General features: G+C 43.8%; 16 protein-coding genes. 2 read left to right on the top strand and 14 right to left on the bottom strand.

Translation table 11 applies throughout. The features are described from left to right. Positions 1-44: 44 nt before the first annotated feature. From CW370_RS01435 to fabH, 6 genes are all read right to left on the bottom strand, one after another. Positions 45-1,673 carry a peptide-binding protein gene (locus tag CW370_RS01435; RefSeq protein ID WP_024573259.1) on the bottom strand — a complete coding sequence of 543 codons (1,629 nt, stop codon included), beginning with the start codon at positions 1,671-1,673 and terminating at the stop codon, positions 45-47. Positions 1,674-1,760: 87 nt separating this feature from the next. Next, the gene (appF, locus tag CW370_RS01430; protein ID WP_014476428.1) at positions 1,761-2,750 is read right to left on the bottom strand and encodes an oligopeptide ABC transporter ATP-binding protein AppF; all 990 of its coding nucleotides are present in this window, start codon (positions 2,748-2,750) and stop codon (positions 1,761-1,763) included. After that, a complete protein-coding gene (appD, locus tag CW370_RS01425; RefSeq protein WP_024573258.1) occupies positions 2,747-3,733 on the bottom strand; it encodes an oligopeptide ABC transporter ATP-binding protein AppD in 987 nt (328 codons plus the stop codon). Before appD ends, appF begins: the two co-directional genes overlap by 4 nt. A gap of 191 nt (positions 3,734-3,924) precedes the next feature. Then, positions 3,925-4,710 (bottom strand): DUF2268 domain-containing protein, encoded by a 786-nt coding sequence (locus CW370_RS01420; protein WP_024573257.1) that lies wholly within the window; start codon positions 4,708-4,710, stop codon positions 3,925-3,927. Positions 4,711-4,785: 75 nt separating this feature from the next. Beyond that, on the bottom strand, positions 4,786-6,027 hold the full coding sequence (fabF, locus tag CW370_RS01415) for a beta-ketoacyl-ACP synthase II (protein WP_024573256.1): 1,242 nt from the start codon (positions 6,025-6,027) through the stop codon (positions 4,786-4,788). A 22-nt stretch (positions 6,028-6,049) separates the two neighbouring features. Beyond that, positions 6,050-6,988, bottom strand: coding sequence for a beta-ketoacyl-ACP synthase III (fabH, locus tag CW370_RS01410; protein ID WP_003232971.1), 939 nt, complete (start codon positions 6,986-6,988; stop codon positions 6,050-6,052). Positions 6,989-7,152: 164 nt separating this feature from the next. On the opposite strand from fabH, the gene yjzB reads away from it, so the two are divergent. After that, on the top strand, positions 7,153-7,389 hold the full coding sequence (gene yjzB, locus CW370_RS01405; RefSeq protein ID WP_015383342.1) for a spore coat protein YjzB: 237 nt from the start codon (positions 7,153-7,155) through the stop codon (positions 7,387-7,389). A 29-nt stretch (positions 7,390-7,418) separates the two neighbouring features. Here the strand turns inward: yjzB and comZ are convergent, their stop codons facing one another. The 4 genes from comZ to CW370_RS01385 all read right to left on the bottom strand — a co-directional run bounded on the left by comZ (position 7,419) and on the right by CW370_RS01385 (position 10,042). After that, positions 7,419-7,610, bottom strand: a complete 192-nt coding sequence (gene comZ, locus CW370_RS01400) for a ComG operon transcriptional repressor ComZ (RefSeq protein ID WP_003224559.1) — start codon at positions 7,608-7,610, stop codon at positions 7,419-7,421. A gap of 14 nt (positions 7,611-7,624) precedes the next feature. Then, on the bottom strand, positions 7,625-8,578 hold the full coding sequence (gene med, locus CW370_RS01395; protein ID WP_014476425.1) for a transcriptional regulator Med: 954 nt from the start codon (positions 8,576-8,578) through the stop codon (positions 7,625-7,627). A gap of 90 nt (positions 8,579-8,668) precedes the next feature. Continuing rightward, positions 8,669-9,226, bottom strand: a complete 558-nt coding sequence (locus CW370_RS01390) for a hypothetical protein (RefSeq protein WP_003232974.1) — start codon at positions 9,224-9,226, stop codon at positions 8,669-8,671. Between the two features lie 81 nt (positions 9,227-9,307). Beyond that, complete coding sequence (locus CW370_RS01385) at positions 9,308-10,042, bottom strand: hypothetical protein (protein ID WP_003245223.1); 735 nt, start codon at positions 10,040-10,042, stop codon at positions 9,308-9,310. A gap of 250 nt (positions 10,043-10,292) precedes the next feature. Here CW370_RS01385 and CW370_RS01380 point away from each other — a divergent pair, with 250 nt between their 5' ends. Next, positions 10,293-10,478, top strand: coding sequence for a YjzD family protein (locus CW370_RS01380; RefSeq protein ID WP_003245236.1), 186 nt, complete (start codon positions 10,293-10,295; stop codon positions 10,476-10,478). Positions 10,479-10,524: 46 nt separating this feature from the next. On the opposite strand, the gene CW370_RS01375 is transcribed toward CW370_RS01380, so the two are convergent. The 4 genes from CW370_RS01375 to CW370_RS01360 form a co-directional block, all read right to left on the bottom strand. Next, positions 10,525-10,704 carry a YjzC family protein gene (locus CW370_RS01375; RefSeq protein ID WP_003245356.1) on the bottom strand — a complete coding sequence of 60 codons (180 nt, stop codon included), beginning with the start codon at positions 10,702-10,704 and terminating at the stop codon, positions 10,525-10,527. Between the two features lie 85 nt (positions 10,705-10,789). Continuing rightward, entirely contained in the window at positions 10,790-11,749 is a 960-nt protein-coding gene (gene argF / locus CW370_RS01370) for an ornithine carbamoyltransferase (RefSeq protein ID WP_101169458.1), read from the bottom strand. Beyond that, a complete protein-coding gene (locus CW370_RS01365) occupies positions 11,737-14,829 on the bottom strand; it encodes a carbamoyl phosphate synthase large subunit (protein WP_024571944.1) in 3,093 nt (1,030 codons plus the stop codon). Before CW370_RS01365 ends, argF begins: the two co-directional genes overlap by 13 nt. Continuing rightward, positions 14,822-15,883, bottom strand: coding sequence for a carbamoyl phosphate synthase small subunit (locus CW370_RS01360; RefSeq protein WP_024571945.1), 1,062 nt, complete (start codon positions 15,881-15,883; stop codon positions 14,822-14,824). The genes CW370_RS01365 and CW370_RS01360 overlap by 8 nt, the downstream gene beginning before the upstream one ends. Between the last annotated feature and the right edge of the window lie 70 nt (positions 15,884-15,953).

Raw genomic sequence — 15,953 nt, 5'->3', positions numbered from 1 at the left:
GAAAGGATGCTTGCTTGATCCTCCCCTCTCTAGGGATTTAATTATTATTGTTCAAGCCACCATTTTTCAATATGATATAAGTCATTTTTCGGATGGAATACATACCCATTCATGTTTGTCGGGATTGCCCTATGATAATTGTAATAAAACAGGAATGAATAAGGCTGATCCTCAGCAATCAATTTATAGATTTCTTCATATTTTTTCTGATATTCTTTTCTATCTGTAATAGACTTAGCTTCTTCTAAAAGTTTATCGACTTTAGGATTCTTATACCATATGTTGTTTAATCCGTTCTTAGATTGACTGGAGTGGAAAATCGAAAATTGATCTGGGAATGTAGCCAAACTCCAACCGAGCAGTAGTGCATCATAATCCCAATTCGGTGCGCTTGTTTGTTCAATAAGAGCACTAAATTCTACAATTTGCGGTTTTGCTTCAATTCCTACTTCTTTAAGTTGCTGCTGAACAACAACTGCTAAATCCTCCCGAATCTTATTACCCTGGTTAGTTTTAATGGTAAATGAAAATTTCTGTCCGTCCTTATCAAGGTAACCGTCTCCATCTGTATCTTTCCATCCTGCTTCTTCCAAGAGCTTTTTAGCCTTTTTAGGATTGTAATCAAATGTAGGTACATCACCTTTTGGATAGTTCCAAGAAAGCGGACTTTCAGGAACATTTGCAACTTTACCATCACCGTTTAACACCTGATCTACCATTGCTTTTCGATCAAGTGCATGCGTAAGAGCTTGGCGGACTTTTTTATCTTTAAATAATTCGTTCTTTTCATTCCATCCAATATAGCTGTAGTTCAAACCAAGATCTGATTTAACTTGCACATTATCAAATGTTTTAACTGTCTCAAAGTCTGTGCCTGGTACAACAAAGAAGTCAATATCTCCAGCTTTTAATTGAGCAACAGCTGCATTAGAATCAGGAATCGTCTTAACTGTCACTGTATCTAAATACGGTCTTCCGCCATAATAGTCATCATTTGCTTCAAGTTTTACATAATCGCCCTTCTTCCATTCAACAAACTTGAATGGACCCGAACCAATTGGATTTTTCCTGTTAAATTCATTTTCTCCTAAATCTGCAACTGGCACTTTCCCTAAAATGTGTTTAGGCAGAATACCGTAACTGTCTAAAACAACATTGTAAAAATACGCATCCTTTTTCTTTAATTTAAATTCAACTTCATAATCACCTTTTTTTGTAACAGATTTTAGTGATTCAAAACCAGAACCGCGTTCACCATTATAGTCCTTGTTTAAAGGGATGCTATAAGTGAAAACAACGTCATCGGCTGTAAGTTCTTTTCCATCATGGAATTTTACACCTTTTCTAATTTTGACATCATAAGTCAGGCCATCTTTGGATTCCGTTACTTTCTCAGCTAAAGCAGGTTTCACATTTAGTTTTTCATCCGTTTCTAATAATGTACTATAGATCATCCCTTCAATATCTGAACTGGAAACGTCTGTAGAATAGAGTGGATTAAACAACGTTGGCTCCCCAGTAGAACCAACAACCAAATCCCCGCCTTGCTGCGGTTTGCCTGCTGATTTTTTCTCGCTGCTGTTGCTCGATTTTGATCCCGAGCAGGCTGATAAAAAGATGGCCAGAACCATCAATACACTTAGCATCATCAGTGCGGTTTTCCGTCTTTTCATTAGATATTCCCCCTCTTGAAATGTTCGTTCTTCTCAGCTGTTGTTTATGTAGTGTGCATACCCCCTCTCAAAGCTGTGCGGGCAACATTAGCTATAAAGGTGACAAGCCACAAAGTGGCTGGGAGCAGCTTCTTTAAATTCTGGTATTTGTTCCTTGCATATTGGTTTTGCAACAGGACATCTTGTGTGGAATACGCAGCCTTTTGGCGGGTTGGCCGGACTAGGCAGTTCTCCCTTCAGGACAATGCGTTCACGTTTGACAGATCCTCTTTTTCTTGTAACCGGAACGGAGGATAAAAGCGCTTGGGTATATGGGTGAAGCGGGTTGTCATAAAGCTCATGCTTGCCGGTCAGCTCCATCATTTTGCCAAGATACATTACTCCGACTCTGTCGCTGATATGGCGTACGACACTCAGATCATGAGAGATAAATAGATACGTAAGATTAAATTCTTCCTGTAATTCCTCCATCAAGTTAATCACTTGGGCCTGAATGGATACATCAAGTGCGGAAACCGGCTCATCTGCAATGATCAGCTCTGGATTCAAAGTGAGTGCTCTGGCAATGCCGATCCGCTGACGCTGGCCGCCTGAAAACTCATGGGGATAACGGCTGGCAAACGACGGGTGAAGCCCTACTCTTGCAAGCAGCTCTTCAACTTTTTCGTTTCGTTCACGCATGGTATACATGTTGTGCGTATTAAACGGCTCCTTTATGATGGAACGCAGGGTCTTTCTCGGGTTTAACGAAGCAAATGGATCTTGGAAAACCATTTGAATATTTTTGCGGACACTCTTCCGCAGCTTCTCCTCTGACAGATTGGAAATATCCTGCCCTTTAAAAAGAATTTGGCCCTCTGTCGGTTTGTACAGTCTGATCATCGTTCTGCCGGCAGTCGATTTTCCGCAGCCCGACTCTCCAACGATTCCGAGTGTTTCTCCTTTTTTTAACGAAAACGAAACACCATCCACCGCTTTTACATCACCGACTTTTCTTTGAAAAAGGCCTGACCGGATCGGAAAGTATTTTTTTACGTCACGAAGCTCTAAGATTGTTTCTTGATTAGCTGCTGTCATGATTGTTCGGCACCCTCTTCCTCATATAAAAAGCATCTCACCGTTCTTCCGCTTTTGTGTGTCAAAAGCGAAGGCTGATTTGTCCAGCACTTATCCATAGCTTTCGGGCACCTTGGGGCAAAACGGCATCCCGGCGGCAGATTATCCGGTGTAGGCACACTGCCTTTAATCGCATTTAATTTATCAATCTCTCCATCTATAACAGGAATTGACGTAAGCAGGCCTTCTGTATACGGATGAAGCGGTTCTAAAAATAAGTCATCAACGGTAGCGTTTTCTACGACTTGTCCGCAGTACATGACAATTACTCTATCGGCAGCCTCAGACACGACACCTAAGTCGTGTGTGATGAGAAGAATCGATGTATTGAACTTCTGACAGAGATCTTTCATGAGCTCCAGCACCTGGGCTTGTATTGTCACATCCAGCGCTGTCGTTGGTTCATCGGCAATGAGCAGTTTAGGATTACAGCTCAGTGCGATGGCAATCATCACCCTCTGTCTCATACCGCCGGACAGCCGATGCGGGTACTCCTTCATAATTTGCTCCGACCGGGAGAAACCGACCATCTGCAAGAGTTCAACAGCTCGTTGACGGGCTTCTTTTTTCTTCATGTTTTTATGGTAAATCAGCACTTCGGTAATTTGTTCTCCGATTGTTAACACCGGATTAAGGGAGGTCATTGGTTCCTGAAAGATCATGGATACTTCGTTACCGCGGATTTTGCAATAATCGTTTTCAGTGAATGAGGTGAGGTCTTTGTCTTCGAGTTTAATAGAGCCGTCCATGATTTTTCCGCCAGAGCTTTGGACGAGGCCCATAATTGATAAAGAAGTAATGCTTTTTCCGGAGCCCGATTCACCTACAAGCGCGACGGTTTCGCCTTTGCTGATGTGAAAATCGACTCCGTCAACCGCAGGGATCGGCTCCTTTTTCCTGAAAAAATAAGTCTTTAAATTATTTACTTCTAAAAGTGTGCTCATGCTAGCTCCCCTTTCCCCCCTCTTGTTGTCAAACGTTTTCAAGAGAAAGCAATCCCTTTATTCAGAAATAATAAATAATATTGAATTATCGAAAAATTTTATAGTTGTATATTATTACAATCATTTTGCAAAATCAAGAATTTTTTAGGATAAATGTAATATTATTAATGAAATTCCATTATTTTATCCTTTTAAAGCATTGCATCCAAAAAGGTTTCAGCAGGAATGGACAGCCCGTCTGCGGCGCTTGCCTTGCTGGCGGTTAAATATTTTTTTACAATATTGAATCCAACTGCGTATCCAAGCATTTTTGGCTGATATCCTTTGCCGAATAACAGCTGGGGAAATAATCGATTATCCCGTTTGATATTCCGATGGGGCGCAATCTTTTTTTCATATAAAGCCTGAAGCTGCTCCGGTGTATACCAAGTCGTCCACTCAGCCGTTTGACTTCGGCCGAACCTCTCATAAACAGCATATTCCGCCAGCCCTTCCATGATGATTGTATCAAGTAATGTGACATCCTTTTCCTCTTTTGTCAGATGACCTAACCGGCAAACGTGATGATACTCATGCGTCATAAGGGCAGATACCGACCCAAAATCTAAATCTGACGAAAGAAAAAGGAACATTTTGTCTTGAAAGGCGAGTCCTGATTTTGATCCGAATTCTAAACGGATTCTCCTGTTTCGTTCATCAACCGGCAGCGTGACAATTGGTACATCAGGACCTTGCCATTTGTTTTTGAGGTACTGTTCTTCCTTTTGGATATGTCCGTAAAAACCTTTTTCCTTCAGCTTGGAAACAGTCTGAATACCCTCTTTTATGTTTTTAAACATCCCATGATGCTGAAGGTGTCCCAGAATGCCCTTCCAGTTCTTTTTCTCCGCACCTGAAAAAAGCGGGATAATGTAATGCGCCAAATCATCTATTGAATCAGCCTTCCTGAGCCAGCTATATGTTTGTTCTACACTCATGTGATCGCCTCCTCTTTTAATCCTATGCACACAAAAAAAACCGGCTACCCTTTAAGGGCAGCCGGTTTGGCTTGATTATGATTGATATTTCTTAAAGATTAATGTTGCGTTGTGTCCGCCGAATCCTAATGAGTTGCTGAGAACATAATTAAGTTCCTGTCTGCGGGCTTCATCAGGCACATAATCCAAATCGCATTCTTCGTCAGGCGTTTGAATATTGATTGTCGGCGGAATCACGCCTTCTTTAATGGCCAGGATAGAGAAAATGGCTTCAATACCGCCGGCTGCTCCTAAGAGGTGGCCTGTCATCGATTTTGTAGAGCTTACCGCAAGTTTATGCGCATGCTCGCCAAAAACAGTCTTAATCGCCATTGTTTCGTATTTGTCGTTGTAATATGTGCTTGTCCCGTGAGCATTGATGTAATCAATTTCTTCAGGTGCAATGCCTGCATCTTTAATGGCTTCTTGCATCGCTCTCGCTCCGCCTTCACCGTCTTGGGCCGGCGCTGTGATATGATAAGCGTCTCCGGTTGAACCGTAGCCGACAATTTCTCCGTAAATTTTAGCGCCGCGGGCCAGGGCATGCTCAAGTTCTTCAAGAACGATAATCCCTGCACCTTCCCCCATGACAAAGCCATCACGGTTTTTATCGAACGGGCGGCTCGCTGTTTTCGGATCTGGATTAGTAGACAGCGCTTTGTTGGCACTAAAGCCGGCGAATGACATTCTTGTCAGCGGCGCTTCTGTTCCGCCTGTGACCATCACGTCTGCATCACCGCGCTGAATAACCTTAAACGCGTCACCGATGGAGTTCGTTCCTGTAGCACATGCTGTAACCGTACAAGAGTTCACCCCTTTTGCTCCTAATGCAATAGAAATCTGGCCTGTCGCCATGTCAGGAATCATCATTGGCACGAAAAACGGGCTTACCCGTCTTGGGCCTTTTGTTAAGAAGATTTCAAATTGAGACTCTAGTGTTTCAAGTCCTCCGATACCGGAGCCTACCCAAACACCGACTCTCGGTGCGATCTCATCGGTAATGTTAAGCTCTGCGTCTTTAACCGCCATTTTCGCAGCCACAACCGCATATTGTGTAAAGCGGTCCATTTTTCTGGCTTCTTTTTTATCCATATAATCTTCAACATTAAAATCTTTTAATTCAGCGGCAACTTTTGCCGGATATTCTTCAGCGTCAACACGAGTGATCGGACCGATTCCGGACACACCGTTGATTGCGTTATTCCAACTTGTATCGACGTCGTTGCCAAGTGGAGATAATGCTCCAAGTCCTGTAACAACTACTCTTTTTTTAGTCATCTTGTGTGCACCTCACCTTTTTTTATCGGCCCCAGCGGATTGCAATGGCGCCCCATGTTAGTCCTCCGCCGAACCCTACCATAACGACCACATCGCCGTCTTTGATTTTACCGGCTTCTAATTCTTCTACAAGAGAGATCGGAATTGATGCGGCAGAAGTATTTCCATATTTATGAACAGTTTTAGACATCTTTTCGACAGGAAGCTCTAAACGCTCGCGAGCAGCTTCCATGATACGGATGTTCGCCTGATGCGGAATCAAAAAGTCGACATCCTCTTTTGAAAGTCCGGCTTTTTCAATGACATTTACGCATGATTCTCCCATTTGACGGACTGCAAATTTGAAAACTTCTCGTCCATTCATGATTGTATGTCGTTTTTCATTCAGATACAAGTGCTGACCGCCTGTGCCGTCGGCTCCTAGTTCAAATGAAAGGATTCCTCTGTCATCACTGACTGGCCCGACTACCGCAGCGCCTGCTCCGTCTCCAAACAGAACGGCTGTATTGCGGTCTTCCCAATCGGTAATGCTTGAGAGCTTCTCTACACCGACAACTAGAACATGCTTGTAGGTTCCGGATTCAATAAATTGTTTACCGGTTACAACCCCGTACATGAAGCCCGCACAAGCCGCGCTGATATCCATAGCACACGCTTTCTTCGCGCCGAGCTGTTCTTGAATCATACAAGAGACCGTAGGAAATGACTGATCAGGTGTAACAGTTGCAACCAAGATCATATCCAGATCCTCAGCAGCCACTTCAGCTTGTTCCAGCGCATTTTTCGCTGCTGCAACAGCCATATGTGATGAAAACACATCATCTGCTGCGATTCTTCTTTCTTCTATTCCTGTTCTTGTACGAATCCACTCGTCAGAAGTTTCAACCATTTTTTCAAGATCATGATTTGTTAAAACCTTCTCAGGAATGTAACGTCCAACACCAAGTATTCCAGCTTTCATAAGGGAAGACTCCTTTATATCTTAAATTTAGAAGATCAATCAGGTTGTGATCAATTATTAGTATCAGGTACTAATTCTATCCTATTTTTTTTCACATGGCAATATATTCGTCTAAACTATCAGTTCATCTTACTCATAGAGTATGGTATATGGAAAGGAGGCGTATGCAGTTGGATGTGTTTTCAAGAATGATGTTCGGCGATGCAGCAAAACCAACAGAAGAGAAGGAGGAACAGCAAGAGGAGGTTTCTCAGGTTTCTCAGACAAACGACGAAGAGACGATTAATTACATGCATATTATGGACCAAATCGGTTCAATTATGAACTCTCTTGATCAAATCAAGCCCGCTTTAAAGGAGCTTGCGCCCATGCTCTCCGCTATTAAAAAGAAAATCATGTGAAAAGCCACTTTCAAAAAAGTGGCTTCTTCTTATTCTGTTTCAGATTTAGCGTCAGACTTGCCAAGCTCATAAGCTTCCGCCATTACCGTTGTAAATAGATTCATAAACGGCTGTATGGCCTCCATTGAGAGCTCAATGCCTGATTTCTCAAGCTGTTCTTTCGCTTCAGGGAGATATTTCATGGCAATTTGCAAGAATTCAAGTGATTTTTCGTGCTGCATGTGACGTCACTCCATTACTCGTTTTTTGGCAGCTCGCCTGTTTTGTTGTATGTTTTGATCAGCTTGGCGATTCTTTGCTGAAAGTCTTTATCGACGAGCGGGCTGAATGTTCCCATCTCAACGACTCCCGTGTTCAGGTCGTAGTAATGATCGCCGCCCTCAAGGGTGCCTTTATTAAATTGTTCAGCAATGATTTCATAGGCCTTGTCCACATTTTGCACCGTGCTGGTTAATACGGTATTCTCGCCCAGATCCGATTGATCTGTGACGTAGCCAATGGCATAAAGACCGTCTTTTTTGATTTGCTGAATAACAGGAACATTATACCCGTCTCCGGCGGGATACACAACATCCGCGCCTTCGTTCTTCATTTTCTGATAAAGCTTTACTGCTGTTGTATCATCATCCCAATGATCCGTATATTTCGTATTTACCTCTATATCCGGATTTTCATACTTGGCCCCTTTGATAAAACCGTCCACCTCAGGCTGCCACGTAAAGGAAGCAATTACACCGACCTGATTCGTTTTCGACATATGGGCAGCAGTCATTCCTCCAAAAAAGCCCATTGCTTCCCCGCTAAAATGGACACTCGTTACATTATCAGCTTTCGCTTTCGCATTGGAAATGACGAATTCCATATCTGGATAATCTTCGCCGACCAAGTTAAACACCTCAGCATATTCACTCCCATGACCGTAGAGCAGATTGACGCCCCTCTTATGAAAATCCTCAATCGCATTTATGATATCTTCTTCTGTTTTAACGCCTTCCTTATAATAGACGTCCACATTGTATTTGGATTGTATATTCAGTAATCCTTTATACCCTTTTGTGCCCCATACGAGGTCATTAATCGTATCAGGAAAGAGCATGCCGACCTTCTCAATTTTTCCTTTGAACGGAGTTTGTCCACATCCACTCAATAAAAGGAGGACAGAAAAGATCATGACAAGCCTTGTGATCAAGTCATGTTCAACTCCTTTTGACAAGCTATAACATGTATTATTTTTATACGTTTATTGTATCTAGAAAACTCGAAACATGGAAGGTTTTTCTTAATATTTGTCGAAAATTGATGAAAATTGTCTTTTCCACTCGATAATTTTTGTTTTTGCTTCTTCTTTTGAGGTTTTCTCTGTGACTTGCAATTCAAAAAGCTGATCTTTGCTATGACGGCTTGGTTCTAACAGGAATCTCAGCAACTCGTCAGCGACGTCATTTGTATAATAGCCGTCTTCCTCTGTTTCTTCTTTCCATGGCCCGTACATTTTCGGCAGGATCACGGTTTTTTCCGAGCCTGTTTTTTCACGTTTATCCCATTCTTTTCGGTCTTCTTCATATACTAAAATATAAGGAGAATCATATTGGTCTAAAGGCAAAAAACTTCCGAACTGGATACAAATTGTATCATAATTTTGGTCTCCAATGTGTTCAAGCTGGCGAAAGAGTTCATTTCTCCCAAGCCACATGAGTCTTTCTTCTAAGTACATTTGTCTCATTTTATCTTCTGTTTCCGCCAGAACAACGTCAACATGTATGCCTTCATCCATCATTCGCTCACATAATGAAAGGCCGAAAAATTCGTCCGCACCTACAATCAGCGTTGATTCCATTGCATCTGCCGCCCTTCCGGTTTTTCATTTCCCAAAACAAAACAGCCTCCGCAAAAGAGAAGGCTGTTGTCATTATATTCTCTATAATTCTTTTTCATGACTATGAAAGAATTTGCAAATTGATGCATAAATTCTGCTTGGATGCTCAAATAAATGAAATGTCATGTCGACCGGTGAGCCTTGCTTTTGCTGTTTTTCCTTGAAAACTTCCGCATGTACGCTGTAGGGATATGGAGCTCCGGTCATACGCTGCCATATATGAACCGGTACGCCGCTCGGGTAGCTTTGAATTGTTTTATAACGAATCGCTTCCGCTTCTTTTTCAGAAATTCCGTAGCTTTTCGATACTTCTTTCAAAAATTGCTTATAGAAAAATTTATTTTCTTTTTCCGATTCATAATGTGCCTGAAGATCGAGACAAGGATTCAACATTGCGGCTGAGCGGATATGATCCGGGGAAAAACGAAGCAGTTCATCGGCCACGAGAGCACCCATGCCTTCTGCTAAAATATGAATCTTCGGATTGAGGATTTCCTGCTTCAGCACAGAATGTATCAGCTGTTTGGCATAGGTGACTGCTTTTTCCGCCCCCCAATGCCTTCCGAACAGATTGCTGTTAAAAAGAGTATATCCTTCATTCATCAACATGCTCAGAAGCTGATTTCTGCCGTAATGCTGCTGCCAAAAGCTTGAATCATGTCCGACAAAGTGGGTTCTGTCCCCCAAGATAAAGATGCCGAAGCCGTTCGGGCGATAGGGCAGATGAATGACATTATGCTCCGTTCCCAGTTGAAAGTATCTTTCCGTTATTCCCATCGCTTGCCCGCCTCCTTTCACACTTCATCTCACGCTATCTTATGTAAATAGAAAAGAAACGAATAAGGTAAAGTCCTAGCCTTTTACATTTTTGGCTATTATACTGATTGACGTTTTTTATATTTTACCATTAAAGTGTGACGAATCAGACTCTTTTGTCACCTCACTTTCTGCTAAAATTGGATTCCCCCTTCGCTTTTTGTATGGTATGATAACTTTTAGAATAGAATGAGAAGGACGAGGTGGAAACGTGCGATATATTATTGCCTTTATTTGGACGTTCCTTTTATCACATATGGCATGCTACTTGGTTGCAAGCATGAACAGCGTTACGTATAATTTCAAAACATCATCTGTCATTGCTGTTGTACTGTATGTCTTAATCATGGTTTTAGCAGAAATCATGCCTATGAACAAAAATGCAAGCCAGCATTAAAAAGCCAAAAAACCCAAAACATTTATTGTTTTGGGTTTTTTAGTGGTCACGGCTTTCTTTTGTAGGTCCACAGCCGGTTGTGGTTTGATGTTTCGGGGAACATTTCCCCTGCTGACAGATGGACCTTTTGAGGGTTTTTAACCATGCTCCCTGTCTCGCCGATTTCTACGTAGACACCGTTATTAGGCGCTTTCTGTCCGGGCCGGAATTGGTGCTGCTGTCCCACTGTTTTTCCTCCTTTTCCTTTTTGCTGTAGTATGTGCCTAAGCGGCTGTGAATATGTTGCCATCAAAAAAACTGCTGAGTTTGGCTCAGCAGTTTTTTGATGATTCCCCTTTATATAAAATGGCCTTCAGCAGTGCTTTTTGCACATGAAGACGGTTTTCCGCCTGCTGGAACACTGCAGAATTCGGCCCGTCAATAATCTCCGCAGTCACTTCTTCCTCACGATGCGCAGGGAGACAATGTAAAAATGTATAGTCAGGCTTGGCATGGCTGACTAGCGCCGCATTCACCTGATAAGGCGCAAAGACAGCAAGACGTTCTTGCTCTTCCGCTTCCTGCCCCATGCTTGTAAACACATCAGCATAAATCACGTCCGCGTCTTTTACAGCTTCAATCGGATCATCTGTCAGCGTGACAGAAGAGCCGGATTGAAGTGCATATGCCTTTGCCGCTTCAGCTGCCTCATCTAACACTTCATATCCCTTTGGTGAAGCGATCGAGATATCACAGCCCATTTTCGCGCAGCCGATCATCAAGGAGTGCGCCACGTTATTTCCGTCACCGATGTATGCGACTTTTACGCCTTTAAGCTTCCCTTTTATCTCCTTAATTGTCAAGAGATCCGCCAGCGCCTGGCATGGGTGGTATTTATCGGTAAGTCCATTGATCACCGGAATGTCAGCTTCTTTGGCAAGTTCCTCCACCTTTTCATGTTCAAAGGTCCGGATCATGATGGCATCCACATAGCCTGACAGCACTTTTGCCGTATCAGCGACAGTCTCACCGCGCCCCAGCTGCAGATCTTTCTGGCTTAGAAAGAGGGCGTTCCCGCCCAGCTGCGCCATGCCCGCTTCAAATGAAACACGGGTCCGCGTTGATGATTTTTCAAAAATCATCGCCAAGGTTTTGCCATGGAATATAGGCTGAATTTTGTTTTGTTTCAGCTCACCGGCTTCTGCGAGCAAGGCGTTTATATCCTCTTCACTAAGGTCCTTTAACGTTAATAAATCTTTTCCGTATAAACTGGTTAGCGTCACTGTGTGCATGTTGCCACTTCCTTTTTATAGAGGTCTTTGAGAGATACAGGCTGCGGATGGCCTGAACCGCTTTGTAAAAACGCCCGCACGGTTTCTTCTTCTGTAAAGACGGGGATGCCGTGCGTCATGGCTTCCAAACGTTCTTTGCGTGCTTCTTCAGAACCGCTCAGATTGATGTGGAGCGATTTTCCTTCCTGTTCCATCCATGAGGCAAATGTCCCTTCATGAATTGTAAAACCTGCGTTTTCTGCTAACTCCTTCACATCTTCCGGAACGTTTTGCAAATAAATGCTTCCTTTTTGACTCCAGACTCTTGTATAGATTTTTTTCAAGGCGCTGTTAGAATCATATGCGACACACATGCCTTCTCCCGTTGATTTCATTTCCGGCCCAAGCTTGACATCCACATCCTGGATCGCATGAGAAGAAAAAACAGGGAACTTCACGGCAACTCCATGATGATTTTGAACTGCCGGATTTAGATCTTTTAAGGACGCTCCCGCCAGCAGACGTGTGGCGAGCGGAATCATCGGAACGCCCATTACTTTGCTGACGACAGGAACCGTGCGGCTCGCTCTCGGATTCACTTCAAGAACGAGTATGTTTCCATTGTCGATCACAAATTGAATGTTCATGATGCCTTTAAATGAAAGTTTTCGGGCAATTTTTTGTGCCGCATCTTTCATGCCCTGCTGCAGCCCGCTCGTGATGGACGGTCCGGGAAGAATGGCAAAGCTGTCCCCTGAATGGACACCTGCCCGTTCAATATGCTCGGTATATGTCGGGATAAAGACATCCTCGCCGTCGGAAATCAAATCAATTTCGACTTCCTTTCCAGACACATACTGATCAATTAAAATCGGGTATGGCATGCTGTCCTCATCATTCAGCAGCTGAGTAAGCTGGTCTTGCGAGTCAACAATGATCATGCCCATTCCGCCGATAACGTAAGATGGGCGGATTAACACCGGATAGCCGATCTCACTCGCTTTTGAAGCGGCTTCTTCTTTTGTATAAGCAATTTCTCCTTTTGCGTGCTTCAATCCCAGCTCGTCAAGAAGCTGATAGAATTGATCCCGATCCTCTAACACGTCGAGCGTTTGAAATGATGTGCCAAGAAGAGTAATGCCGGCTTTCTCGAGCGCTTCAGCAGCATTGATTGCAGTTTGGCCGCCGAATTGCACAATTGCAAAATCAATATTTTCCTGCTCCGCCACGTTTACAATATGCTCCGTTGTCATCGGTTCAAAATACAGGCGGTCCGCAATTTCATAATCGGTGCTGACCGTTTCCGGGTTATTGTTAATCATGATGGTTTCGAACCCAAGCTCTTGCAGTGTCAGCACACCGTGAACAGCACTATAATCAAATTCAACGCCTTGGCCGATCCGAATCGGTCCTGATCCGATAATGAGCGCGCGTTTTTTCTCTTTGCGGCTGATGTCTCCATCGGTCTCTCCGAAATATGTGGAGTAAAAATAGTTTGTTTTCGCATCAAACTCTGCCGCGCATGTATCTACGATTTTAAAGGAAGGCGTAATGCCCATCTCCTTGCGAAGCGCGCGCACCTCTTCTTCTGTTTTGCCGATCAGCGAGGCAATCGTTGTGTCTGAGAATCCCTTTTCCTTTGCTTTCTTCAATAATTCAAAAGAGAGATCGCTCCCTGCTTCCATCAGGCGGTTTTCCAATTTGATGATGTTGTCAAAGGTATGAAGGAAAAACGGATCAATTTTTGTTTTTTCATGGATGTCATCAATCGAGACGCGGCGGCTCAACAGCTCCATGACAACGAAAAATCTGCGGTCATCCGGAGTGATTGCCAAATCCCATAGCGTATCAATTGAAAAGCCGCTGAGCTCTGGAAGGTGTGTCCCGATATTTTTTAATTCAAGCGAGGCGGCTGCCTTTTGTATCGCCGCTTCTAAATTCCGTTCAATCGCCATCACTTCACCGGTGGCTTTCATTTTTGTGCCAAGCTTGCGGTCTGCGTTTTTGAATTTATCAAACGGCCAACGCGGAAATTTGACGATCACATAGTCCAGTGCCGGTTCAAAGCTTGCGTAAGTCGAGCCTGTGAGCGGATTTTTCAGCTCGTCAAGGGTGTATCCGACTGCCAGTTTCGCGGCCATCTTCGCAATCGGATAACCGGTCGCTTTAGATGCGAGAGCCGATGACCGGCTTACACGCGGATTCACTTCAATGACGTAATATTGCTTGCTGAATGGATCAAGCGCGAATTGAATGTTGCAGCCGCCTACAACATCAAGTGCTGAGATGATCGTCAGACTTACTGTCCGCAGCATTTGATAGTCTTCGTCTGTCAATGTTTGTGACGGCGCCACAACGATAGAGTCACCTGTATGCACGCCGACCGGATCGATATTTTCCATATTGCAGACGGTAATGCATGTGTTATTGCTGTCACGCATGACTTCATATTCAATTTCTTTAAAGCCGGCAATGCTTTTTTCGACAAGGCATTGATTGATCGGACTTGCTAATAGCGCCTGCTTAATCATAGCTGTAAAGGCTTCTTTATCAGGGGCGATTCCTCCGCCCTTTCCGCCTAATGTGTAAGCCGGTCTGATAATAACAGGAAAACCGATGGATTCCGCAAAATGGAGGGCATCGGCCTCGTTATCAACAATTTCACTCTCCGGCACGGGCTGTTTTAATTCATTCATTAACGAACGGAATTTTTCCCGGTCTTCTCCTTTTTGTATCGTTTCAACGGATGTGCCGAGAAGCTTGACGCCGTGCTCCTTTAAAACACCCGTTTCTTCAAGCTCCACCGCTAAATTCAACGCGGTCTGACCGCCTAAATTGGCAAGAAGCCCATCAGGCCGTTCTTTCTTAATGATGGCTGTCAGGCTTTCTGCTGTCAGAGGCTCAAAATAAATTTCATCAGCGAAGGCTTCATCAGTCATAATTGTCGCCGGATTGCTGTTGACGAGAATCACCCGGTAGCCCTCCTCCTTCAGCGCGATGCACCCTTGAGTGCCTGAATAATCAAATTCTGCCGCCTGCCCGATGATGATCGGGCCTGAGCCGATTACTAATATGCTTGAAATACTGGTGTCTTTAGGCATGCGCGATTTCTCTCCTTGCTGGTATCACATTCTTTAAATAATCATCAAAAATCCATTCGCTTTCCGCAGGTCCGGGATGGGCTTCCGGGTGGAATTGAACACTCATGACAGGCAGTTTTTTATGGGCAAGCCCTTCAACTGACGTATCATTGACATGATGAAACCTGATCGTGAGCTCTTCTGCATTAATCGACTGTTCATCAACCACATAGCTGTGGTTTTGGCTTGTCATAAAGACCCGTTTCGTCTCACGGTCGATGACCGGATGATTAGCTCCCCTGTGTCCGAATGGCAGCTTAAAAGTATTCCCTCCGAACGCGAGCGCGATCAGCTGATGTCCGAGACAAATGCCGAGAGTCGGAAAGCGGCTGATGATGCTTTTGATCTTTCCTAAATATGGCTGGATTGCTTTCGGATCTCCAGGTCCGTTCGATAGCACAATGCCATCGGGTTTGATGTTGTATACGGCCTCCATTTGCTGGTATGGCACCACAGTAACCTTGCAGCCTCTTTTGACAAGTGATGATGCGATTGACTTTTTATAGCCAAAATCAATGAGAGCGATGTGTTTATTCCCGTCGCCGAATGTGCTGATTTCCTGGGCTGAAGCCTGCTCTGCCACATTCTCTGGTTGAAGGGCCATCTCAGCTCCTTCTTTAGAGGCTGTGACTGTTGCACCCATCGTCCCGTTTGCCCGGATTTTCTTCACGACAGCCCTCGTATCAACATGGGTTAACAGCGGAATGTTCCATTTCTGTAAATACTCCTTGAGGCTGTATACCGCTTCATAATGAGAAAAGTGATCACACGCCTCATAGACAACCGCTGCTTTTACTTGCGGTTTCTTGCTTTCAAAATCCTTTTCATTTATGCCGTAGTTGCCAATCAGCGGGTAGGTAAATACAATAATCTGTCCCTTATACGATGGATCTGTCAGCACTTCCTGGTAGCCTGTCATTCCTGTGAAAAAAACAGCTTCTCCCGTACAGTTTTCATGACCGTCCAGCTCGCCGCTGAACGATGTCCCATCTTCTAACACTAAATAACCTTCCATCTAACAGCCCACCTCTTGATGAATAATTAATTATAAAAATGAATTTTTATGCCTTTATATCGAAAAAAAA

It is taken from the genome of Bacillus sp. SN32, from assembly GCF_002837495.1.
In the GTDB taxonomy this organism is placed as follows: domain Bacteria; phylum Bacillota; class Bacilli; order Bacillales; family Bacillaceae; genus Bacillus; species Bacillus subtilis.
Note: the sequence above shows the minus strand (reverse complement) of the source record. Positions and strands in the feature narration are given on the sequence as shown.

Excerpts from the sequence above, each read along its gene's own strand:
- CW370_RS01435 (WP_024573259.1), bottom strand. The coding sequence starts at position 1,673 with ATGAAAAGACGGAAAACCGCACTGATGATGCTAAGTGTATTGATGGTT.
- appF (WP_014476428.1), bottom strand. The coding sequence starts at position 2,750 with ATGACAGCAGCTAATCAAGAAACAATCTTAGAGCTTCGTGACGTAAAA.
- appD (WP_024573258.1), bottom strand. The coding sequence starts at position 3,733 with ATGAGCACACTTTTAGAAGTAAATAATTTAAAGACTTATTTTTTCAGG.
- CW370_RS01420 (WP_024573257.1), bottom strand. The coding sequence starts at position 4,710 with ATGAGTGTAGAACAAACATATAGCTGGCTCAGGAAGGCTGATTCAATA.
- fabF (WP_024573256.1), bottom strand. The coding sequence starts at position 6,027 with ATGACTAAAAAAAGAGTAGTTGTTACAGGACTTGGAGCATTATCTCCA.
- fabH (WP_003232971.1), bottom strand. The coding sequence starts at position 6,988 with ATGAAAGCTGGAATACTTGGTGTTGGACGTTACATTCCTGAGAAGGTT.
- yjzB (WP_015383342.1), top strand. The coding sequence starts at position 7,153 with ATGCAGTTGGATGTGTTTTCAAGAATGATGTTCGGCGATGCAGCAAAA.
- comZ (WP_003224559.1), bottom strand. The coding sequence starts at position 7,610 with ATGCAGCACGAAAAATCACTTGAATTCTTGCAAATTGCCATGAAATAT.
- CW370_RS01390 (WP_003232974.1), bottom strand. The coding sequence starts at position 9,226 with ATGGAATCAACGCTGATTGTAGGTGCGGACGAATTTTTCGGCCTTTCA.
- CW370_RS01385 (WP_003245223.1), bottom strand. The coding sequence starts at position 10,042 with ATGGGAATAACGGAAAGATACTTTCAACTGGGAACGGAGCATAATGTC.
- argF (WP_101169458.1), bottom strand. The coding sequence starts at position 11,749 with ATGCACACAGTGACGCTAACCAGTTTATACGGAAAAGATTTATTAACG.
- CW370_RS01365 (WP_024571944.1), bottom strand. The coding sequence starts at position 14,829 with ATGCCTAAAGACACCAGTATTTCAAGCATATTAGTAATCGGCTCAGGC.
- CW370_RS01360 (WP_024571945.1), bottom strand. The coding sequence starts at position 15,883 with ATGGAAGGTTATTTAGTGTTAGAAGATGGGACATCGTTCAGCGGCGAG.